The sequence below is a fragment of the Celeribacter naphthalenivorans genome, assembly GCF_020524585.1.
GTDB lineage: Bacteria > Pseudomonadota > Alphaproteobacteria > Rhodobacterales > Rhodobacteraceae > Celeribacter > Celeribacter naphthalenivorans.
Genome location: NZ_JAIVLK010000014.1, coordinates 1 through 20,117 on the forward strand (window position 1 = coordinate 1; position 20,117 = coordinate 20,117).

Annotated in this window: 17 protein-coding genes; 6 read left to right on the forward strand and 11 right to left on the reverse strand. The window is 60.9% G+C overall.

The window, feature by feature from the left end; translation table 11 throughout:
• Window positions 1-338: 338 nt before the first annotated feature.
• On the forward strand, window positions 339-2,498 hold the full coding sequence (locus tag LC094_RS21075; protein WP_226554768.1) for an esterase-like activity of phytase family protein: 2,160 nt from the start codon (window positions 339-341) through the stop codon (window positions 2,496-2,498).
• 98 nt (window positions 2,499-2,596) lie between these two features.
• Here the strand turns inward: LC094_RS21075 and LC094_RS21080 are convergent, their stop codons facing one another.
• From LC094_RS21080 to LC094_RS21100, 5 genes are all read right to left on the reverse strand, one after another.
• Complete coding sequence (locus LC094_RS21080) at window positions 2,597-3,076, reverse strand: Hsp20 family protein (protein WP_226554769.1); 480 nt, start codon at window positions 3,074-3,076, stop codon at window positions 2,597-2,599.
• A gap of 145 nt (window positions 3,077-3,221) precedes the next feature.
• Window positions 3,222-4,022: a trypsin-like serine peptidase gene (locus LC094_RS21085; RefSeq protein WP_226554770.1), complete on the reverse strand. Its 801-nt coding sequence runs from the start codon at window positions 4,020-4,022 to the stop codon at window positions 3,222-3,224.
• 52 nt (window positions 4,023-4,074) lie between these two features.
• Window positions 4,075-5,367 carry a glycolate oxidase subunit GlcF gene (gene glcF / locus LC094_RS21090; protein ID WP_226554771.1) on the reverse strand — a complete coding sequence of 431 codons (1,293 nt, stop codon included), beginning with the start codon at window positions 5,365-5,367 and terminating at the stop codon, window positions 4,075-4,077.
• A complete protein-coding gene (locus LC094_RS21095) occupies window positions 5,367-6,476 on the reverse strand; it encodes an FAD-binding protein (RefSeq protein ID WP_226554772.1) in 1,110 nt (369 codons plus the stop codon). Before LC094_RS21095 ends, glcF begins: the two co-directional genes overlap by 1 nt.
• The gene (locus tag LC094_RS21100) at window positions 6,473-7,909 is read right to left on the reverse strand and encodes an FAD-linked oxidase C-terminal domain-containing protein (protein ID WP_226554773.1); all 1,437 of its coding nucleotides are present in this window, start codon (window positions 7,907-7,909) and stop codon (window positions 6,473-6,475) included. The genes LC094_RS21095 and LC094_RS21100 overlap by 4 nt, the downstream gene beginning before the upstream one ends.
• Window positions 7,910-7,992: 83 nt before the next feature.
• Between LC094_RS21100 and LC094_RS21105 the strand changes: the two genes are divergently transcribed.
• Entirely contained in the window at window positions 7,993-8,688 is a 696-nt protein-coding gene (locus LC094_RS21105; protein WP_226554774.1) for a DUF599 domain-containing protein, read from the forward strand.
• On the opposite strand, the gene LC094_RS21110 is transcribed toward LC094_RS21105, so the two are convergent.
• Window positions 8,685-9,287: a TetR/AcrR family transcriptional regulator gene (locus tag LC094_RS21110; RefSeq protein WP_226554775.1), complete on the reverse strand. Its 603-nt coding sequence runs from the start codon at window positions 9,285-9,287 to the stop codon at window positions 8,685-8,687. The two genes, LC094_RS21105 and LC094_RS21110, sit on opposite strands and share 4 nt — an antisense overlap.
• Before the next feature lie 115 nt (window positions 9,288-9,402).
• Here LC094_RS21110 and LC094_RS21115 point away from each other — a divergent pair, with 115 nt between their 5' ends.
• Complete coding sequence (locus LC094_RS21115) at window positions 9,403-9,972, forward strand: carboxymuconolactone decarboxylase family protein (RefSeq protein WP_226554776.1); 570 nt, start codon at window positions 9,403-9,405, stop codon at window positions 9,970-9,972.
• Between the two features lie 168 nt (window positions 9,973-10,140).
• The gene (locus tag LC094_RS21120; protein ID WP_226554777.1) at window positions 10,141-10,572 is read left to right on the forward strand and encodes a DoxX family protein; all 432 of its coding nucleotides are present in this window, start codon (window positions 10,141-10,143) and stop codon (window positions 10,570-10,572) included.
• A 63-nt stretch (window positions 10,573-10,635) separates the two neighbouring features.
• Here LC094_RS21120 and LC094_RS21125 read toward each other — a convergent pair whose 3' ends face one another.
• The 4 genes from LC094_RS21125 to LC094_RS21140 are packed head-to-tail and all read right to left on the reverse strand — an operon-like array spanning window position 10,636 to window position 17,355.
• The gene (locus LC094_RS21125; RefSeq protein WP_226554778.1) at window positions 10,636-12,699 is read right to left on the reverse strand and encodes a hypothetical protein; all 2,064 of its coding nucleotides are present in this window, start codon (window positions 12,697-12,699) and stop codon (window positions 10,636-10,638) included.
• On the reverse strand, window positions 12,696-15,452 hold the full coding sequence (locus LC094_RS21130; RefSeq protein ID WP_226554779.1) for a DUF4159 domain-containing protein: 2,757 nt from the start codon (window positions 15,450-15,452) through the stop codon (window positions 12,696-12,698). Before LC094_RS21130 ends, LC094_RS21125 begins: the two co-directional genes overlap by 4 nt.
• On the reverse strand, window positions 15,452-16,354 hold the full coding sequence (locus tag LC094_RS21135) for a DUF58 domain-containing protein (RefSeq protein ID WP_226554780.1): 903 nt from the start codon (window positions 16,352-16,354) through the stop codon (window positions 15,452-15,454). Before LC094_RS21135 ends, LC094_RS21130 begins: the two co-directional genes overlap by 1 nt.
• Window positions 16,351-17,355 carry an AAA family ATPase gene (locus LC094_RS21140; protein WP_226554781.1) on the reverse strand — a complete coding sequence of 335 codons (1,005 nt, stop codon included), beginning with the start codon at window positions 17,353-17,355 and terminating at the stop codon, window positions 16,351-16,353. The genes LC094_RS21135 and LC094_RS21140 overlap by 4 nt, the downstream gene beginning before the upstream one ends.
• A gap of 110 nt (window positions 17,356-17,465) precedes the next feature.
• Between LC094_RS21140 and LC094_RS21145 the strand changes: the two genes are divergently transcribed.
• Together LC094_RS21145 and LC094_RS21150 are read left to right on the forward strand one after the other, a co-directional pair.
• Complete coding sequence (locus LC094_RS21145; protein WP_226554782.1) at window positions 17,466-18,029, forward strand: DUF1285 domain-containing protein; 564 nt, start codon at window positions 17,466-17,468, stop codon at window positions 18,027-18,029.
• Window positions 18,030-18,043: 14 nt separating this feature from the next.
• Window positions 18,044-18,805, forward strand: coding sequence for a hydroxypyruvate isomerase family protein (locus tag LC094_RS21150; RefSeq protein ID WP_226554783.1), 762 nt, complete (start codon window positions 18,044-18,046; stop codon window positions 18,803-18,805).
• On the opposite strand, the gene LC094_RS21155 is transcribed toward LC094_RS21150, so the two are convergent.
• Window positions 18,797-19,729 carry a cation diffusion facilitator family transporter gene (locus LC094_RS21155; RefSeq protein ID WP_226554784.1) on the reverse strand — a complete coding sequence of 311 codons (933 nt, stop codon included), beginning with the start codon at window positions 19,727-19,729 and terminating at the stop codon, window positions 18,797-18,799. The two genes, LC094_RS21150 and LC094_RS21155, sit on opposite strands and share 9 nt — an antisense overlap.
• Window positions 19,730-20,117: the final 388 nt, after the last annotated feature.

The following is a 20,117-nucleotide window of genomic DNA, read 5'->3' on the forward strand; positions in this document are numbered from 1 at the left end:
ATAAATACAATAATTGACCACTATTATGTTCTTATTTGCACATATGGAATTGCGTGATCTTGGGGATTAAATCGCAAATGTCGCACGCATTGCCGCGCAAGCGGGCAAAAACTCAATAATTTTACACATTGTTCCTTTTTGAACATAAGTGTGAGGTTCTGGCATCTTCCAACCAGAATTCATCGCGAGAGAGCCATCTCTGAGGTGGTCGGCCCGCTTGTGACCGCACCCGAGACCGCCCCCATAGAGGTGGGGTTACAAAACGGATACAAAACCGTCACCTGAACGACATTCCCTTTCGTCACACCGCGCGCACAGATATTGACGAGGGACGTCTCATGAAAAAGAACCTGCTGCTTGCGGCCTCTGCTCTGGCGCTTTGTGCGACCGGGGCCTCTGCCGATATGACCTTCAACCGCATCGCCTCTTTCGCCACGCCGGACAATATGGCCGAGGGCGAAGACCGTGCGCGTGAAACCTCCGCCGAGATCATCGCCGCCTCGGAAGACGGCATGACGCTGATCTACACCGACAGCCCGCTGGGCGTTGTGGGCCTCATCGACATCACCGATCCGAAAGCCCCCAAGGCGCTTGGCAACATCGCAATGCCGGGTGAGCCGACCTCCGTCACCGTGCGCGGCATGACGGCCTATGTCGGCGTGAACACCTCTGAGGATTACGTCAACACCTCCGGCCAGCTCGTTGTGGTCGATATGGCCAAGATGGAAATCATCGGGTCCTGCGATCTGGGCGGTCAGCCGGACTCGATCGCCGTGTCGAAAGACGGCTCGTTCGTGTCCGTGGCGATCGAGAACGAGCGCGACGAAGATCTGGGCGACGGTCGCACCGGCCAGCTGCCTGCGGGTTTCCTCGATATGGTGTCCGTCACCGAGAGCGGCTGTTCCGATGTGAAAACCGTCGAGCTGACCGGCCTGACCGAAATTTCGCCGGAAGACCCGGAGCCGGAGTTCGTGGACATCAACACGCTTGGCGAAACCGTCATGACGCTTCAGGAGAACAACCACCTGGTGGTGATCTCCAAAGATGGTGAAATCCTGAACCATTTCTCCGCAGGCACTGTGGACCTGACCGGGATCGACACAGTGGACGAACGCGGCGCGCTGATCTTTACCGATGAGCAACTGGGCCGCAAACGCGAACCCGATGCGGTGAAATGGATCGACGACGACCATTTTGCCATCGCCAACGAAGGCGACATGGACGGCGGCTCGCGCGGCTGGACGATTTTCAACAAGGACGGCTCTGTCGTCTATGAAAGCGGCGCGTCTTTTGAACATGCGCTCGTGCAAATCGGCCACTACCCAGACAAACGCTCCGACGCCAAAGGCGTTGAACCAGAGAGCATCGAAACCGCCGTGTTTGACGGCACGCCTTACGTGTTCGTCGGCTCCGAGCGCGGCTCTGCCGTGGGCGTCTATAACGTGTCTGACCTCACTGCACCGGTGCTGGAACAGCTCTTGCCCTCTGGCATCGGGCCGGAAGGTTATGTCGCGATCCCGGAGCGCAACCTGTTGATCTCCGCCAATGAGACCGATCTCATCGAAGACGGCGGCGTGCGCGCTCATGTCATGATTTTCGAGCGTGCCGAGGGCGAGCCGATGTATCCGACGCTGACCTCTGAGGGCGCGGATGAGCTGATCGGTTGGGGGGCTATTTCTGGCATGGTCGCGGGCGACGACGGCATGATCTACGCCGTCAACGACAGCTTTTATGGCTATCAGCCGACGATCTTCACGATCGATCCCTCCGCGAAACCGGCCCGCATCACCAAGGCCCTGCGCGTTGTGCGTGCCAATGGCGATGCCGCGCAGAAACTCGATATGGAAGGCATCACGCTCGATGGTGAAGGCGGGTTCTGGGTCGCCTCCGAGGGCCGCACCGACCGCGTGATCCCGCATGCGCTTTATCATGTGAACGCGGATGGTGAGATCAAAGAAGAGATCGGCCTGCCGGCGGAACTGATGGCCGTCGAGACGCGCTTTGGCTTTGAGGGCATCACCAAGGTCGGTGATACGCTTTGGATGGCCGTGCAGCGCGAATGGGGCGATGACGCGAAGCACACCGTGAAACTCGTGGCATATAACCTTGAGACCGAGGAATGGGGCGCCGTCTCCTATCCGAAAGCCGCGCCGGACACCGGCTGGGTCGGCCTGTCGGAGATCGTCGCGCATGGCGATTACTTCTACGTCATCGAGCGCGACAACCAAATCGGTGCCAACGCCGTGACCAAGAAAATCTACCGCATCCCGGCCTCCGAGATGGTGCCTGCGCCTTTGGGCGGCGAGCTTCCGGTGGTCTCCAAGGAAGAAGTGCGCGACCTGATCCCGGACCTGAAATCCTTCGGCGGCTATGTGGTCGACAAGATCGAAGGCCTCGCGATCACGAATGAGGGCGAGATGTTCGTCTCCACCGACAACGACGGCGTGGATGACAGCTCGGGCGAAACCTTCTTCTGGTCCATCGGATCGGTTGAGTAAGCCAACGTTTTTGAAAACAGAGACGCCCGCCAAATCGGCGGGCGTTTTCTTTTGTCTATAAATATCCCGGGGTGCGGGGCAGAGCCCCGCGAGACGCCTTAGACCTCGGTGGTGGGCTCGCTCTCGATCACCTTGGTTTCCACCGTGTTCGGTCCGGCAATCTCGATCCGGCGCGGTTTCAGAGCTTCGGGCACCACGCGTTTCAAGTCGATGTGCAGCATGCCGTTTTCATGCGACGCGCCGGTGACGCGAACATGTTCGGCAAGCGTGAAACGGCGTTCGAAGGCGCGGGTGGCGATGCCGCGGTGGAGATAGGTCTTGGCCTTTTCTTCGTCGCTGTCGGCTTTGCGCGCGGTGATCACCAGCGCGTTTTCACGCTGCTCAATAGCGATGTCTTCGGTCGAGAACCCGGCCACGGCCAGCGAAATGCGCCAGGCGTCGTCGGAGGTTTTCTCGATATTATAGGGCGGGTAGCTGGGCTGGCTGACCTCTTGGGTCAGAACGCGGTCCATCAGATCGGCGATTTGATCGAAGCCGACGGTGGCACGGTAGAGCGGTGCAAGATCAAAGTTACGCATGGGTATCCTCCAGTGAGCGATTCCAAAATGGGATGCCTTCCGACGCGCGGACAGGCGATATGCCGGACCCAAAAGAGGCGTCCGACATCAGGGATCTGGGGATCGGGATGTGCGGTTTCAAGAGGGGCGCGAGGCCCCGCGCCGTTCAGTGACCTGTGACGCCCACAACGAATTCTGTCTGGGACAATGCGGGCAAGGGCTCATTGCTGGCCTTTTGAAAATGGCTTTTCCCGGTGGAGGCCATTTGCAAGAGATCAGACAGGGCGCCATCGAGAGAGGTGCCAACAGACACACGCCCGCCCCGGAATTGCGCCTTGGCGGAGACCACGGACACGATGCGCGGCGTGGGGCCAGACATATCGAAGATCGGCGCCCCGGAAGAGCCGAAATCCACCTCGCAAGAGGTCACAAGCACACCGCCCTGACGCGCCATCACATGGCAGACTTCCTGCAAAGACGGGGTTTCCGCACGGTCATGAGCATAGGAGACAACCCCAACGGACTGACCTTTTTCCGGACGCGCAGAGATCGCGAAAGGCCGCACAGAGGTGGTGCGTACCGGGCGGTCCAGTTCGATCAGCGCCACGTCATGCACCAGACGGTCATGAAGATCGCCGGAATTGAGCGCGAACTCCGGATGCACGTAGATCGCCTTGGCGGCACGGTAAGCCTGCGCTTGGCCATTGCGCCACCCGGCCTTGAAGGTGATGTCCTGAGGTTTGTGCGGCTTGTGATTATCAATGTCGAACATGCAATGCGCGGCGGTCAGGACCAGCGTTTCGGTGATCAGAGCCCCGGTGCAGAAACTGCGCCCGGCAAAATCGAGACGCCCGACGGCCTCCCAGCCACGGCTGTCATCACCGGTTTGAAAGGCCTTAAGCGTGCTGTCCGCCTGCGCCTGTCCTGCCATGAGGAGGATAAAGAAGATGGTCAGCAATTTTCTCATGGCGGTCCTCAAGTCCTGTGCCCTCTCGAGGTATAGAGGGTTCAAGGCGGGATTATGACCGATTCGAGAACAATTTGGGCGGTTTTGGGCCACCTGTTGCCCAATCGAGCAATTCGACAGTGTGCACCACCGGCACATTCATCCCCGATCCGATCTGCATGATGCAGCCAATATTGCCCGCAGCCACCACATCTGGGGTCTTCGCCGACAAGGTTTTGATTTTCCTCTTTTTCAGATTTTTTGACAGCTCGGGCTGCAAGAGGTTGTAGGTGCCTGCCGATCCGCAACACAGATGGCTGTCCTGCGGCTCGACCACCTCGAAGCCGACGCGTTTCAAAAGCGTCTTGGGATGTGTCTTGATCTGTTGCCCGTGTTGCAGCGAACAGGCGGCGTGATAGGCGACTTTGAGGTCTTGGTGGCCCTCGGGCAAGTCGAGCTGCATCAGCACTTCGGAGACGTCCTTGGCCAGCGCAGCAACCTGCGCCGCCTCATCGGCCAGCTCAGAGCTGCGGAACATATGGCCGTAATCCTTCACGGTCGTGCCACAGCCCGAGGTGTTGATCACGATGGCGTCCAATCCATCTCCTTTGATCTCCCGCATCCAGGCGCGGATGTTTTTGGCGGCTGTTCCGTGGGCTTCCGCCTCCTTGCCCATGTGATGGGTCAGCGCCCCGCAACAGCCCGCGCCCCTCGCCACCACAACCTCACAGCCCAACCGCGTCAAAAGCCGGATCGTCGCATCGTTGATGTCCGTATCCAGCGCCTTTTGCGCGCAGCCGGTCATCAAGGCGACTCTCATTTTGCGTGCATTTTGGGCCGGAAACACCTGTGCATCGTCATTGCGCGACGGGGCCGGAATGCGGGCAGGCGCCATCTCCAGCATCGCTTTGAGACGCGGATCGGGCATCATATGACGCAATGGCCTCGCAATTTTTGCCCCCAGCAAAGCCACCCGAAACCGCCCCGGATAGGGCAAGATTTTCGCCAGCGTCCAGCGCAGCAGCCGATCCATCAGGGGACGTTTGTAGGTCTTCTCGACATGCACCCGTGCATGGTCGATCAGATGCATGTAATGCACGCCCGACGGACAGGTGGTCATACAGGCCAGACAGGACAGACAGCGATCCAGATGTTTTACGATCTTGGCATCGGCGGGCCGGTCGTTCTCCAACATATCCTTGATCAGATAAATCCGCCCGCGCGGGCTATCCAATTCGTCGCCCAGCACCGCATAGGTCGGACAGGTCGCCGTGCAAAACCCGCAATGCACACAGGCCCGCAGGATTTCATTGGCGCGCTTGATCCCGGGGTCGGTGAGCTGCTCTGGCGTGAAATTCGTCTGCATCAGCGCATGCCTCTGTTGAATTTGCCTTCGGGATCAAACTGTTGCCTCAAGCCCGCGCTGATCCGTTCGATCGTGGGGGATTTCGGCGGGAACACGCCCAAACGGCGTTTTGTCTCGCCAGAGGCGCGCACCAATGTCGCGTGTCCGCTCGTCAACTTCGCCCGCACATCCGTGCCCGCTTTGGTCAAAAGCCAAAGCCGATTGCCGCCCCAGTCGAAGATCACATCCTCGGGCTGAACCGCCTCAAGCACGCGGACTGCCTCCGAAGGTTTGACGGACACAGACCAAACATCGCCGGGCCTATCGTGAAGCACCGTCACATCCCGAATGCCGCGCCAGATCGGATCGCAGATCTCTGCGCCCCAATGTTCCACACCATCACGACGCAAGAGCGCCTTCAGACGCTCAACACGATAGCGCAGCGAAGTCTCGAACCCTTCAAGCCGGAGCAAAACCTCGCCGTTTTGCCACGCTGCCCCAGTCAAATCATAGGGCTGACCCAACATCCGGGAAAGGATCGCTATCGCCTCCGCCGCATCACATCCCGGCACCGCGAGCGTGACCACCGTCTCAGGCAAAGGCTGCACCTTGAGGCTCACCTCCGTCATCACGCCCAGCGTGCCTTGGCTCCCGGCCATCAGCTTGACGAGATCAAGCCCGGTGACATTCTTCATCACCCGGCCGCCATTTTTCACCACCTCGCCGCGCCCATCTATAAAGCGCACCCCAAGGCAAAAATCGCGACAGGCCCCCACCGCCACGCGCCGTGGTCCCGACGCATTCGTGGCCACAACACCGCCAAGCGTGCTCTCGCCCTCACACCCTAAAAGCCTGCGCAGATCCGGCACGTCAAAGGCCAACCTCTGCCGCTCCGAGGCCAAAAGCGCGTCAATCTCGTGTAAAGGCGTCCCCGCCTGCGCCACCAGCGTCAGCGTCCCCGGCTCATAGAGCGTCACGCCGTTCAGCCCCCGCGTGGACAGGTTTTCGCCCTCAGCCAATCCGATCCGCCGCGTCCCCCCGCCTTCGATGACAAACGGCCCGGCGCCACGGATGATCTCGACCAAATCGGCTTCGCTTTTCGCAGTTTCCTTTGCTGTCAAAATACTCATGCCCCCGCCCTCCGCGAGGCGCTGACGTCCAGCGGAAACACCTTCGCCGGGTTCAAAATCCATGTCGGATCAAACACATCCTTCACCGCCATCTGCGCTTCCAAATCGGTGGGCGCGAATTGATGCGTCATCAATTCGCGTTTCTCCACGCCCACGCCATGCTCCCCCGTCAGACAGCCGCCCGCATCGACGCAAAGCTTCAAAATCTCTGCGCCGAGCCGCTCGGCGCTTTCCAATTGTCCCGGTGCGTTGGCATTATAAAGAATGAGCGGATGCATATTGCCGTCACCCGCGTGGAACACATTTCCGACCATATGGCCATGCTCGTCGCCAAGTTCCGCGATGCGTTTGAGCACGGCGGGCAGAGCGCCGACCGGGATCGTGCCATCGAGGCAAATATAGTCGCCACGTTGCCCCATGGCGCCAAAGGCGGACTTGCGGCCCAGCCAGATGCGCGCGCTTTCCTCCGCACTTTGGCTTTCGCGGATCGCGACCGGAGTGTGCCGCTTGGCGATTTCGATGATCCGCGCCAGCTGGTCGTTGATCTCCTGATCAGAGCCTTCGACCTCGACGATCAAAAGTGCCTCGCAATCGGGGTAGCCCGCCCCCGCGAACTCTTCGGTGGCGCGAATGATCGGGCGGTCCATGAACTCGATCGCCACAGGGATCAGCCCCGAGCGAATGATGTCCGCGACACAGGCCCCCGCGACCTCGTTGCTATCAAAGCCAAAGAGCACAGGTCGCGCACCTTCGGGTTTCGGAAGGATACGCAGGGTGGCTTCGGTCACCACGCCAAGCTGCCCCTCGGAGCCGCAGATCAGGCCTAAAATATCGAGCCCGCCCGCGTCCATTTCCGCGCCGCCGATCTCGACCACTTCGCCGTCGGCCATCACCATGTTGACACCCAAAAGATTGTTCGTCGTGACGCCGTATTTGAGGCAATGCGCGCCGCCGGAATTCATCGCGATATTGCCCGCGATGGCACAGGCCAATTGGCTCGACGGGTCGGGGGCGTAGAAAAACCCTTCGTCTTCCACCGCCGCCGTCACGGCGAGGTTGGTCATGCCGGTCTGCACGCGGATGTAGCGGTCAGAGGTGTTGATCTCCACCACATCGCGCAGGCGCGCCACGCCGAGGATGACCGCATCTTCCGAGGGCAAGGCGCCGCCAGCCAGCGACGTCCCCGCGCCGCGCGGCACCACCGGCACGCCCATCTCGTGACAGATCGCCATGACGTTTGAGACTTCTTCCGTGGTCTCCGGCAGCACCGCCAAAAGCGGCGGACAGCGATAGGCAGTCAGCGCATCGCACTCATAGGCTTTGAGCTCTTCGGGCGCCTCAATCAGTGCATCCTTGGTCAAAATCGCCCGCAGACGCGTCGCGAGTTCCGATTTGCGGCGAAGAATCTCCGGCTTTGGTGCAGGCATGTCCATGGCGCTTTTCTCCCCTATTGGTCAATTTTTATAACCAATTTTTAGATGTGACAAGCGCGGCGCGTTTGCGTAATGCTGCACCCATGGAACTCTTTGATCACCTTCAATATTTCTCCCTGCTCGATGCTGTCGCCGTGATTTACCTGATCGCGGCTTGGGGTGTTTTGGGCTATGTGATCGAAAATCCGCCGAAAAAACGCGTCTCCACCTCCGTTCTGGTCGCCGATTATCGGCGCGAGTGGATGGTGCATATGATTTCCCGAAAGCCTCGGATTTTCGATGCGACCGTGCTGGCGACGCTGCGCGAAGGCACGAGTTTTCTCGCCTCTGCCTGTCTCATCGCCATCGGTGGCGGTCTTGCGGCGATCTCCAATGCCGAACGTTTGAGCGCTGTGGCCAGCGATCTGGCGATTGAGGCGCCGAAGATCATCTGGGAGGTGAAAATCCTTTTGGCGCTGTTCTTTATCACCAACGCGTTCTTGAAATTCATCTGGTCGAACAGGCTGTTCGGCTATTGCGGCGTGGTCATGGCCTCGGTCAGCAATGACGAGGCCGATCCGCAGGCCCTGCCGCGTGCGCACAAGGCGGGCGAGTTGAACATCACCGCCGCCCGGGCGTTCAACGCAGGCATTCGCGGCATCTATTTCGCGCTTGGCGCGCTGTCGTGGCTGTTGGGTCCGGTCGGACTTTTGGTCGGTGGCAGCATTGTCATCTTCATCATGCTGCGCCGGGAATTTGCCTCGACCTCTCGACGCATTCTGATGCGCGAAGAGGTCTAAGCCGCTTTGACAGAGAGGGCCTCGATGCCCTGCGCGATGTCTTCAGCGACCTGCGCGACGCGCCCCTCCGCATGAATCCGCTGCGCGTAGGCGCGTAGACCGATCAGCTGTGTCTGAATCTGACCAGCGAGCCGCATCGGATCGGCGCTTGTGGGCAATTCGCCCTCGTTCTGCGCTTGGCGCAGAACCTCGGTCAGGGCCGCTTCCATTTGGTCGATCAAATCTTCGGCGAGGCCCCGAAGGTTCGGGTCGTCATCGGGCATTTCGAGGATGGTTTTCACCAACATGCAGGCCCGCGACGGCACTTCAGCCCGGTTTTGGCCGCCCAGCAAACGGATGTAATCCGCGATCCCTTTGAGCTTTGAGCCGCCCTTCGCCATGACCTCCGCCAGCCCCGCCTGCGTGCGCCCCGAGTAGAGCCGCAGCGCCTCGGCATAGAGGCCCTCTTTCGATCCAAAAGCGGCATAGATCGAGCCGGGGCGCATATCGAGCGCGTTCTCAAGATCTTTGAGCGAGGTGGCATGAAACCCCTTGGCCCAGAACAGGTCCATCGCGGATTTGAGAACCTTGTCGCGGTCATATGTTGCCTGTCTCGCCATCTCGTGCCTCAAATTTGAGTGATCGCTCAAAATATATATTGAGTGATCGCTCAAGTAAATTAATGTCAGGTCATATCGCAATTGAGCAATTGCTCAAGAATCAAAAGGACCGACCATGATCGACTTTACCGCCCACACGATTGACACCGCTCCTGAAGAAAGCCGCGCCACGATGGAGGAGGTGAAATCCGCCTTCGGACGCGTCTCCGGCCTCATCGCCGTCATGGCAGAAGCACCGGCGCTCGCGAAATCCTATTGGCAGCTCCATCATACATTTATGACCGAGACGACGTTTGACAAGGATGAGCTGACCGTCATCTGGCAGACCATCAATGTCGAACATGAATGCCACTATTGCGTTCCCGGCCACACCGGCATCGCGAAGAAGATGAAGGTGGATGATGCGATCACCAACGCTCTGCGCGATGAAACGCCTCTGCCGACGGCGCATCTCGAGGCGCTCAGGGCGTTCACGCTTCAGATCGTGCGTCAGCGCGGCAAGGTTACGCAAGACCAGATGCAGGCGTTCCTCGACGCGGGCTATACCAAGCGGCACATCCTCGAAGTGCTGGTCGGGACCGCACAAAAGGTGATGTCGAATTACACCAACGCCATCGCCCAGACCCCGGTCGATCCGGCGATGCAGGCCTTTGCCTGGGAAAAAGCCACGCCCGCGCTGGTGTGATTTCCGGTGTGATCTTTTGGGGGCGGCATCAAAACCGCCCCTCTTCTATTTTAGGAACAAAATAGAGAAAGTCATTCAACACCTTCGCCATATCAAACCCAATCGGCCATCGATATACCTCTCCTCAACGAAACGCCGCGCATCGCGGCTCTGAATGAGGACAAGACAATGATCGACCTTTCTTCCAATCTCCTGGGCTTCGCTGGCGCCGGCTCTGTCACCGCAATCGCACTCGCTGCTCTGCTGCTCCGCGTCTCCCTTGGCGGGCTGTTCCTGGCCCACGCTTACCTGAAATACTTCATCTTCACCCCCAAAGGTGCCGCTGGTTTCTTTGCCTCTCTGGGTGTGCCGGGCTGGTTCGCCTATATCACCATCGCCGCTGAAACGCTGGGCGGCATCGCCCTGATCGTCGGCTTCCAAACGAGCCTCGTCGCTCTGCTCCTGATCCCGACTTTGCTGGGCGCGGCCATCCTTGCCCACGGCAAAAACGGCTTCTGGTTCACCAATGAGAACGGCGGCTGGGAATATCCGGCATTCTGGGCGGTGGCTCTGTTTGTCCAAGTCCTTCTGGGGGGCGGAGCACTGACTCTGACGCACTAACCATCTTCTTCAAGACGGAAAACGGCCTCGATCTTCGGGGCCGTTTTCGTATGTGCACTCAGGTTACCTGCGGCCCTCTCTAAGCCAAGCCGCCACCGACAACCCCGCCAAAAGCACGAGCCAGACCCAACCGGGAAGGAGAGGCGAGAGCCGGGTCGATTGCGTCACATAGGCCTCACGCGGGGTGATGCCGAACCAACCGCGCCCGGCGGCGACGCGGCCCTCTTCGACCAGACGCAGACGCGGCACGCCATCCGAGAGCGCAAAAGTGCCGCCGCCCGAGGTGCGGATTACGGAGGCTAGTTTATCTCCGGTCGCAATAGTTTCCTCGAACTCACGCGGCGCGGAGGGGCCAAGCACCATGACGGCGGTCTGATCACCTTCGGACAGACGATAAAGCCCCATCTCACCGCCGGTGACCTCAGCCACATAGCGGCCCGGCACGATCTCTTCCATTGGCACAACGGACACAGTGCCATCCGGCGCCTCGACGGTCACGGAACGCGCGCCCTCGGTGAGGCTGCGGCGGGTGATGGTCAGCGTGTTGCCCTCGGCGGTGGCGGTCAGGGCCTCTTCTTCCAGCTCCGGTTCCTTCATCATCCAATGGGCCAGACGGCGCAACAGTTCAAGCTGCGGCCCGCCGCCCTCGACGCCGCGCGTCCAAAGCCAGGCATGATCGGAGCCAAGCACCGCGACTCGGCCCTCGCCCACCCGGTCGAGCACCAACAAAGGCCGCCCATCGAGACCGGACATCACCGTTTCACCCTGTTCATCGGGCTCAAGTTCGACCTGACGGAACCACCGGCCCCAAGCCGGCTCATCCTCGGCAAAGCGCAAACCGCCTAAGCCCTCGGTCACCGGGTGGCGCGCGCCCAGATCGGTGAGGCGCGGCAGGTAGGGATCTTCGATCACGCGGCCGGTGGGGGAGACCGGGATGACCCGCGCCAAAGGCGAGCGATAAATACTGTCGGCGGAGGCAAAATCCGGCCCCGCGGCGAACAAAACGGCGCCGCCGTTTTCCACGTAGCGTGCGATGTTGTCGAGGTAGGAGGCGGGCAGGATGCCACGCAATTTGTAGCGGTCGAAAATGATCAGGTCGAAATCGTCGACCTTCTCCATGAACAGCTCCCGCGTCGGGAAGGCGATGAGCGACAGTTCAGTGACCGGCACGCCGTCCTGTTTCGAAGGCGGGCGCAGAATGGTGAAGTGCACGAGATCGACGGAAGGGTCGGATTTCAACAGGTTGCGCCAAGTGCGCTCGCCATTGTGCGGCTCGCCGGAAACCAGCAAAACACGCAGCCTGTCGCGCACGCCGTTGATCTGCACCATGGCGGAATTGTTGCGCGTGGTCAGCTCACCGTCTGCTTCGGGCAGGGTGAATTGGATCACATTCATGCCCCCGTGCGGCAGCATCAAAGGCACCTCGATGGAGCGGCCGACGGGGATGGTGAAACTTTGCGGCGCTTCGCCGTCGATGGAGACCAAAAGCGGGCTGGTCGCGTCTTCATTCGGCACGGCGCCCTGATCCTCGACACGGAGTCTCAGCACGACCTCTTCGTCCATGATCGCAAAACTCGGGGCGCTTTCAATGACCAGACGACGGTCCCAATCCTGCGGCTCGCCTGTGAGCATGAGATGCACCGGCGCGGGGAAGTCAGGCGCCAGTTCGACATCGTGAAGCTGGCCGTCAGAGAGCAACACCGCCCCCGCCAACCGCCCGCGCGGCTCGTCGGCCATGGCCTCCGAGAGGGCGGTCATCAACAGCGTACCGCGATTGTCGGGCGCATCGCGCAGCGTAATTTCGCGCAGTTCCGTGTTGGGCATGGCGGTGATACGCGCTTCCAATGTGGTGCGCGCGGCCTCAATTTGGTCTGGCCGCGTCGAGAGGTCTTGTGAGGCGCTTTCGTCGACCACGAGGAATACGATGTCGGTCAGCGGATCGCGCATTTCCTGTTTGAGCGACGGCCCCGACAGAGCGGCCAAAACGCCCAAAGCCGCCAGCGCTCGCAGGCCCCAACCCGACAACCCGCGCCAAGCGGCAAAGGTGATCAGGACAAAGGCGATGCCCGCAAAAACGGCCAGCACAGGAAGCGGAATGAGCGGGGAAAAAGTGAGATCGCGGATCATTGGCCCAACCTGTCGAGCAACGCAGGCACATGGACCTGATCGGATTTGTAATTGCCGGTCAGCACGTAGATCACCAGATTGACGCCGAACCGGTAGGACAATTCGCGTTGGCGCTCGCCTGACAGGCCACGCCCCACCGGCAAGAGCGGAAAGCCGGTCTCATCCAGCGCCCAAGCCGAAGCCCAATCGCCACCACCGATGATCACCGGCGTCACATTGTCGTTGAGGTTGCGAAACGGCATGCCCTCGGCGCGGGTGCTGTCGGGCGCGGCCTCGACCCAAAGCGTGCCATCGGCGTGACGTCCGGGGAACTCGCGCAAGAGGTAAAACGCGCGATTGAGCACGTGGTCTTCGGGGATTTGTTCGAGGGCGGGAATGTCGAGAGAGGCGGCAAGCGCTTGCAATTTCGTACCGTTTGGCGTCGCCGCGCCAAAGCCCGCGACATCGGCATCGCGCGTGTCAAAAAGGATCACGCCCCCGGTGCGCAGATAGGCGTTGAGTTTGGTGTAGGCGGCCGCCGAGGGCGTCGGTTGGCTCGCCGTCACCGGCCAATAGAGCATCGGAAAAAAGCCCAGAGGATCGGTTTCCAGATTGATCCCGATAGGCGGCGCAGGCTCGACAGAAGTGCGCATGGTCAAGACGTCGGAAAGACCGGCAAGACCGGCCTCGGAGACGCGATCCAAGGCGGCATCGCCGGTTTCGACATAGGCCAGCGCCAGTTCCGAGGAGGCACGCAGAGCGAAATCATCGTCCAGCTCTTGCGCTTTGGCATCGGGGGCGATCAGCATCGCGCAGAGCAATATGGGAAGCGCCCGCGCGCCGAACAGACGCCCGGAAAGCCAAAGCGAGGCCAAAAGGTCTGCCCCCAAAAGCGCCAGAGCCAGCGTCAAAAGGAACGGTGCGAGGGGCCGTTCGCGTCCGGCTTCAACGCCCAAAAGCGTCACATCATTGGGCCAGCGCATCTGCGCAAGCGTATCATCCGCGGCCATCACGTTGAGCGCCCGAAGGCTGTCGCGGCCCTGATAAAGCCCCGGCGGCGTGGCCAGTGAAGCGCGCGCCGTCACAAACTCCTCGCCCGCGACGGGCGGCATGGCGGCGGCCTCGTCGAGACGCCCGAAGCCATCCATCACTCGCACGGGCTGAAGGCTTTGCCCCGCCAAATCCTCCACCTCCAAAACCGCCGCCCGCGAGGTCACAGCCAAACGGTCGAGCATCTCGACGAACAGGCCCGACAGGGGCAGCGTCGACCATTCGGCATTGGCGGTGACGTGGAACAACACGACCTGCCCTTGGCCGACAGGTTTGCGGGTCACCAAGGGCGTGCCGTCTTCCAGCGTGGCGATCACGCGATTGGCCAGTTCTGGGTCGGGTTGGGCCATGACTTGGGCGTTGATTTCCACGTCCTCGGGCACCGGCAGGCCGTAAAAGGGCGAGGTCTCCGCAAAGGGGCGCAGGCGTTTCGGCTCGCCCCAACTCATCGCACCGCCCAGCGTCCGCCCGCCTGCGCGCAACCGCACCGGCATCAGCGGGTCGTCCTCGTCGCGCGCCACATCGGAGCCCGCCAGGTTGGGCCCGGCAAAGCGCAACAACATGCCGCCGTCGTTCAGCCAGTCCAACAAATCGGCCACTTCGCCGCCCGACAGCTGTGCAACATCCGCGAGCACGATTACATCGGGATTGGCCATGATCAGATCGGGCAAAGCGCCCTCGATCACATCGGCTTCGCCCGCGAGAGCCGCACGCAGATAGTGGAGTTGTGACAAAAGCTGAAGCCCTTCGCCGCCTTCGCGCACCACGACCAGACCGACCTCGCGGCGTTTGAGACTGTCGTCGGTGAGACGTTTGGCGCCTGCGGAGGTTTGACCTTCGATTTCGAACCGCGTGACCCGCGCACGGAGCTCCGGCGGCAGGTCGAAGGGCACTGTGACGCGGGTTTCGCCGCCCGGAAAAGTGACCTCACGCCGGTCCAGCACACGCGGCACGCCCGCCGGATCGGGGCCATGGGCCAGGATCACCACATCGCGGTCGCCACCTGCATCGGCGCGCAGCACAGGGACGGAAATCCCCGTGTCGGTCAGTTCCAAAGGCCCAAGCGCCATCACATCACGAGGGGTTTCGAAAACGGACACCGGGCCGAGGCTTTCGAGATCGGCCAGCACATCTTCGCGTCCGGTGCGTGCCAAACCGTCCGACAGCCAGAGCGTTTCGACCGCCGAGGGCATCACGGAAATCACACCGCTCAAAGCCTCCATATCGGGCTCGAAGGGCGCGGGAGAAATCCCGGCGAGACGTGGGCGCCAATCGGCAGGGGCGAGAAAAGTACAGCCTTCGGTCGGCAGGTCGGTGGCGGGCAAGATGCACACGGTGCGCCCGTCGGCTTCGGCCTCGTCCAATGCCTGCTCCACGCGCCCGATCCGCAGCGACCAATCGGGCGCGGAGGCCCAGCTTGCGTCCAGCAGTACCAAAAGCGGACCGGAGGACCCGCCACGCTCCACACGCGGGTTCAGAACCGGGCCCGCGAATGCGAGGATCAGCGCGGCCACCGCCACCATGCGCAGCAGCAAAAGCCACCAAGGCGTGCGATCCGCCTCGACCTCTTCATCCTTGAGCCCCAGCAAAAGCGCCACGCCCGGAAAGCGGCGCCTGATCGGCGCGGGCGGCACGGCGCGCAGCAAGAGCCAGAGGATCGGCAGGGCCAAAAGCCCCAGCAAAACCCAAGGCGCGGTAAATCCGATGGGGCCTAAAATCCACATCAGCGCGGGCCCTCCAAAGCCTCGTAAAGCCACAAGAGCGCGGTGAGATCGGAGTGATCCGTGTGATGCGTGGCAAAGCGCCAGCCGGCATGATGGGCGATCTGACTGAGGCGATCCTTGCGCTCGGCCAGCCGTTCAAGGTAGCGGGTTTTCAAATCAGAAGCGCGGAGCGTTTCATGCATGATGCCGCCGGACATCGAGGTGAAAACCGTGCGCCCGCGATAGGGAAAAGCCTCTTCGGCGGGGTCGAGAATTTGGTAGAGCATGCCGGAAATGCCGCGATCCGAGGCGGCGGCGACAGCCTCTTCGACCGCCTCAATGGGCCCTAGGAAATCGGACAGGAAGACGGCGCGGGCGTTGGGCAAAAACAGCGTCGCATCGGGAGCGCCGTAGTCGGCGTCTGTGCTCTGTGCCAGCCCTTCGGCAATGCGCCGGATTTGCAGCGAGCCGATCCGAGGCGGGGTGCCGAGTGAGGCCAGAGCCACCCTCTCGCCGCCTTTCATCAAGAGGATCGACAAGGCCATGGCCAAGAGAGCCGCGCGGTCGGATTTCTGTGGCACCTTGGCGTCTGAGGAAAACCCCATGGAGGCCGAAAGATCGACCCAGAGATGCACCGATTGCGCCGCCTGCCATTCTTTTTCGCGCACGAAATGCCCGTCAGACCGACCCGAGCGACGCCAGTCGATCGCACGCCCCGGATCGCCCGCCTGCGCGGGACGGTATTGCCAGAACTCATCGCCCATCCCGGATTGCCGCCGCCCATGACCGCCCATCAGAAGCGTGCGCGCGAGCTGTTCGGCGCGGGCCTGCAAAGGCGGCAAGGGCGCGCTCAGAGACTCGGCGCGGGCGCGCAGGCCTTTGTGGTTGGGGCCTTTGTGGGCGGAGGCGGAGGGCTGGGTCACGCGGCGGACCGCACTTTCAGGGCGGTCTCAGAAACACCCGCAATGATCGCGCCCAAATCATCTCCACGTGCACGGGCCGCAAAGGTCAGAGCCATGCGGTGGATGAGTACGGGACGCGCCATGGCCAAGACATCTTCGGGGCTGGGCGCGAGACGACCATCCAACAAAGCACGCGCGCGGGTCGTGAGCATCAGGGCCTGCGCGGCGCGCGGTCCTGGCCCCCAAGCGACGGAGGCATTCACAGCCTCGGGTGCTTCGGGTTCATTCGGACGACAGGCGCGGACGAGATCGAGAATCATCTCAACGACCTGTTCCCCCACCGGCATCTTGCGCAACAGCGCCTGCGCGCGGATCAGTTCGTCGGCGGTGAACACCGCGTGGGCTTCGTCCTCGTCGGCACCGGTGGTGGCGATCAGGATGTCGCGCTCGGTGTCGCGGTCGGGGTATTCGACGTCGACCTGCACCAGAAAGCGGTCAAGCTGCGCCTCGGGCAGTGGATAGGTGCCCTCTTGTTCCAGCGGGTTCTGTGTGGCGAGGACGTGGAACGGTGCCTCGAGATCATGCGGTTGACCGGCGATGGTGACGGATTTTTCCTGCATCGCCTGCAACAGCGCGGATTGGGTGCGGGGGCTGGCACGGTTGATCTCATCGGCGAGCAGGAGCTGACAAAACACCGGGCCTTCGATGAAACGAAACGCGCGCGATCCATCGGCCGCGGTTTCCAAAACTTCGGAGCCAAGGATGTCGGCGGGCATGAGGTCGGGGGTGAATTGCACCCGCGCGCCTTTCAGGCCCATCACGGTCGAAAGCGTGTCGACAAGGCGGGTTTTGCCCAAGCCCGGCAGGCCCAAGAGCAAAGCGTGCCCGCCGCAAAGCATGGAGGACAGCACCAGATCCACCACGGTTTCCTGACCGATAAAGCGGCGGGTGATGGAGGCCTTGGCCTCGTTCAATTTCGCGCCCAGGGCTTCGATCTCGGCGACGAGGTCGGTTTCGGTCATCACATACTCCTCACTTGCCAAGCACTTACTTAGCGGGTCGAACCATGCCACTATTAGAAACGTGTCAGGTGCAAAGCACAAATGACAAAAGGTTTAAGAGGAGATTTTCCATGTCCGTGTCCGCAGAAAGCATCGCGAGCGCCGTAAAAGCCGCCAAGTCCCGCGGATTGCCGCCGGTGGACAAATGGAACCCGCCGTTTTGTGGCGATCTCGACATGCGGATCGCGCGGGATGGGACGTGGTTCTACCTCGGCACCCCCATCGGGCGCGCACCTTTGGTGCGGCTGTTTTCGACCGTGTTGAAACGCGAGGGCGACAAGTTTTTCCTCGTCACCCCGGTCGAAAAAGTGGGAATCACCGTCGATGACGCGCCGTTTCTGGCGGTGGATTTCGAGGTGGAGGGGACGGGTCCCTCGCAAAAGCTGACCTTTCAGACCTCGGTCGGCGATACGGTGATGGCCGATGCGGAGCATCCGATCCGGGTCGAAACGCGTGACGGCGAGCCCGCGCCCTATGTCGAGGTGCGCGCAGGGCTTGAGGCGCTGATTGATCGCAAAAGCTTTTTCCGACTTGTTGACCATGGTGTCACGGAGGCGATTGACGGCGAGGATGTTTTTGGCGTCTGGTCAGCGGACACGTTTTTCGAAATCGCCAAAGCGACTGATCTCGCCTGAACCACCCGGAACTGATGCCCAAATTCGCCGCCAACCTGTCGTTTCTTTTCAAGGAATACCCCTTCCTCGAACGCTTTGCTGAGGCGAAGGCCTGTGGGTTCAAGGCGGTGGAGGTCCTGTTTCCCTATGATGAACCGGCCTCAGAGGTCGCGAAACGCATGGCCGATCTGAACCTCAAGATGGTGCTGATCAACGTGCCGCCGCCGAATTACACCGGCGGCGAGCGGGGCTTTGCCGCCGTTCCGGGGCTGGAAGATCGGTTCAAACGCGACTTCAAACGCGCGCTCCGCTATGCGGAATTCCTAGGCGCACAGCACATGCATATCATGGCCGGGAAAGCGAAAGGTGTGGTGGCGCTTGAAACCTACAAGCGCAATCTGAAATGGGCCGCGCAGGAAGCGCCCAATATGAGCCTCACGATCGAGCCGATCAATGAGGGCGACATGCCGGGCTATTTCCTCAGTGATTTCGATCAGGCCGTCGAGATTCTCAACGAGGTGGCGGAGCTGAACCTCGGGCTGCAATTCGACGCCTATCACGCCCAGATCATCACCGGCGATGCCATGGCGGCCTGGGACGCATATGCGCCCTATGTGCGGCACATCCAGATCGCCGGGCCGCCCGACCGCCACGAGCCGATCAAAGGTCTGATCGATTTCCCGGAGTTTTTCCGGCGCGTCGATGAGAGCGGCTATACGGGCTGGATTTCGGCAGAATACACGCCAAAGAAACGGACCGAAGATGGTTTGGAGTGGTTCCGACAGGCGTCAAGCTAGGCGCTGCGCTCCGTCCGCCCCTCCAGCACAGCCCGCACCGGGCGCTTCGACCTCCAGCGTGGAATGCGCGATGGAGAACCGCTCGCGCAGAACGCTTTTCAACTCAGTCAAAACAGGCGTTGCCTCACCCGAAATCACCACATGCGCCTCGACCGAGGTGCGACGTTCGTCGATTTGCCACAGGTGAATATGGTGCACGTCTTCGACACCCTCGACCGCCGCCATGGCGACGGCAACATCGTCGGCCTTGGTGTCCGTCGGCGCGCCTAGCATCAGGATGCGGATCACCGGACGGATTTCTGCGAAAGATTGCCACAGTATATAAAGAGCGATGGCGATGGTCAGCAGCGGGTCGATCAGCCGCCAATCCCAGATCAGAATGACCACGCCCGCGATGATCACCGCCACAGAGGTCGCCGCATCGGCGAGGTTGTGAAGGAAAGCGGCCCGGATGTTGAGGCTGTCTTTCGACATCGAATAGGTCAGCGCCGCCGTCACCAGATCGATGATCAAGGCGATGAGCGCCACGATCACCACGGTCCAACCGGCGATTTCCGGCGGATTGAGCAGGCGAGAGACGCCTTCGGCAAAGAGATAGACGGAGATGATGATCAGCGAGGTGTAGTTGACCATGGCGGCGACGACTTCGGCGCGACCGTAGCCGAAGGTCATGGTGCCGTCGCGCGGCTTGCGGGCAATCTTGCGCGCACCGAACGCGATCACGAGGGCGATCGCATCGGACAGATTGTGAATCGCATCGGCGATCAAAGCCATGGAGCCTGAAACCACACCGCCGACGATTTGCGCCAAAGTCAAAAGGAGGTTGACCGCAATGGCGCCCGCGACTCGGGCATCCCCGGCGTTCGGGTCAATGTGATGGTGGTGGCTATGGCTGTGAGGCCCGTGGGGATGATCATGTGACATGCGCCCATCCTGCCTCAACGGGCGGCCAATGCCAGCGGAAAGTGAAAAGGGCTGTGTATAAGTTGATCCGCAGCATGTCTGACGTTCTCGTGACCCCCTGAGTCTCACGCAACAGACCGGCAATTCCCGTGCTCACCGTCCCTCATATTTTGCACATATGCACAAGTTATGCGGTTCAATTCCTCAATAAAAGATCAACTGTATACATATGAACACAGAAATAGCCCCTAAAATCCATACTTGTGTTCAAAAACAAACAATGCGCAAAAAGAGGACGAAATTGGCCGCATTCAGTGGCTGATCACGCAAAATCACATCAAAATATAAAATCCTCCCAAAAATGTGATCTGCATCTACGCACATTATAATGTTTGTAAACCCGATATTC

What these genes read in the sequence shown, in the direction of transcription:
- LC094_RS21075 (WP_226554768.1), top strand. Translation starts at nt 339, where the DNA reads ATGAAAAAGAACCTGCTGCTTGCGGCCTCTGCTCTGGCGCTTTGTGCG.
- LC094_RS21080 (WP_226554769.1), bottom strand. Translation starts at nt 3,076, where the DNA reads ATGCGTAACTTTGATCTTGCACCGCTCTACCGTGCCACCGTCGGCTTC.
- LC094_RS21085 (WP_226554770.1), bottom strand. Translation starts at nt 4,022, where the DNA reads ATGAGAAAATTGCTGACCATCTTCTTTATCCTCCTCATGGCAGGACAG.
- glcF (WP_226554771.1), bottom strand. Translation starts at nt 5,367, where the DNA reads ATGCAGACGAATTTCACGCCAGAGCAGCTCACCGACCCCGGGATCAAG.
- LC094_RS21095 (WP_226554772.1), bottom strand. Translation starts at nt 6,476, where the DNA reads ATGAGTATTTTGACAGCAAAGGAAACTGCGAAAAGCGAAGCCGATTTG.
- LC094_RS21100 (WP_226554773.1), bottom strand. Translation starts at nt 7,909, where the DNA reads ATGGACATGCCTGCACCAAAGCCGGAGATTCTTCGCCGCAAATCGGAA.
- LC094_RS21105 (WP_226554774.1), top strand. Translation starts at nt 7,993, where the DNA reads ATGGAACTCTTTGATCACCTTCAATATTTCTCCCTGCTCGATGCTGTC.
- LC094_RS21110 (WP_226554775.1), bottom strand. Translation starts at nt 9,287, where the DNA reads ATGGCGAGACAGGCAACATATGACCGCGACAAGGTTCTCAAATCCGCG.
- LC094_RS21115 (WP_226554776.1), top strand. Translation starts at nt 9,403, where the DNA reads ATGATCGACTTTACCGCCCACACGATTGACACCGCTCCTGAAGAAAGC.
- LC094_RS21120 (WP_226554777.1), top strand. Translation starts at nt 10,141, where the DNA reads ATGATCGACCTTTCTTCCAATCTCCTGGGCTTCGCTGGCGCCGGCTCT.
- LC094_RS21125 (WP_226554778.1), bottom strand. Translation starts at nt 12,699, where the DNA reads ATGATCCGCGATCTCACTTTTTCCCCGCTCATTCCGCTTCCTGTGCTG.
- LC094_RS21130 (WP_226554779.1), bottom strand. Translation starts at nt 15,452, where the DNA reads ATGTGGATTTTAGGCCCCATCGGATTTACCGCGCCTTGGGTTTTGCTG.
- LC094_RS21140 (WP_226554781.1), bottom strand. Translation starts at nt 17,355, where the DNA reads ATGACCGAAACCGACCTCGTCGCCGAGATCGAAGCCCTGGGCGCGAAA.
- LC094_RS21145 (WP_226554782.1), top strand. Translation starts at nt 17,466, where the DNA reads ATGTCCGTGTCCGCAGAAAGCATCGCGAGCGCCGTAAAAGCCGCCAAG.
- LC094_RS21150 (WP_226554783.1), top strand. Translation starts at nt 18,044, where the DNA reads ATGCCCAAATTCGCCGCCAACCTGTCGTTTCTTTTCAAGGAATACCCC.
- LC094_RS21155 (WP_226554784.1), bottom strand. Translation starts at nt 19,729, where the DNA reads ATGTCACATGATCATCCCCACGGGCCTCACAGCCATAGCCACCACCAT.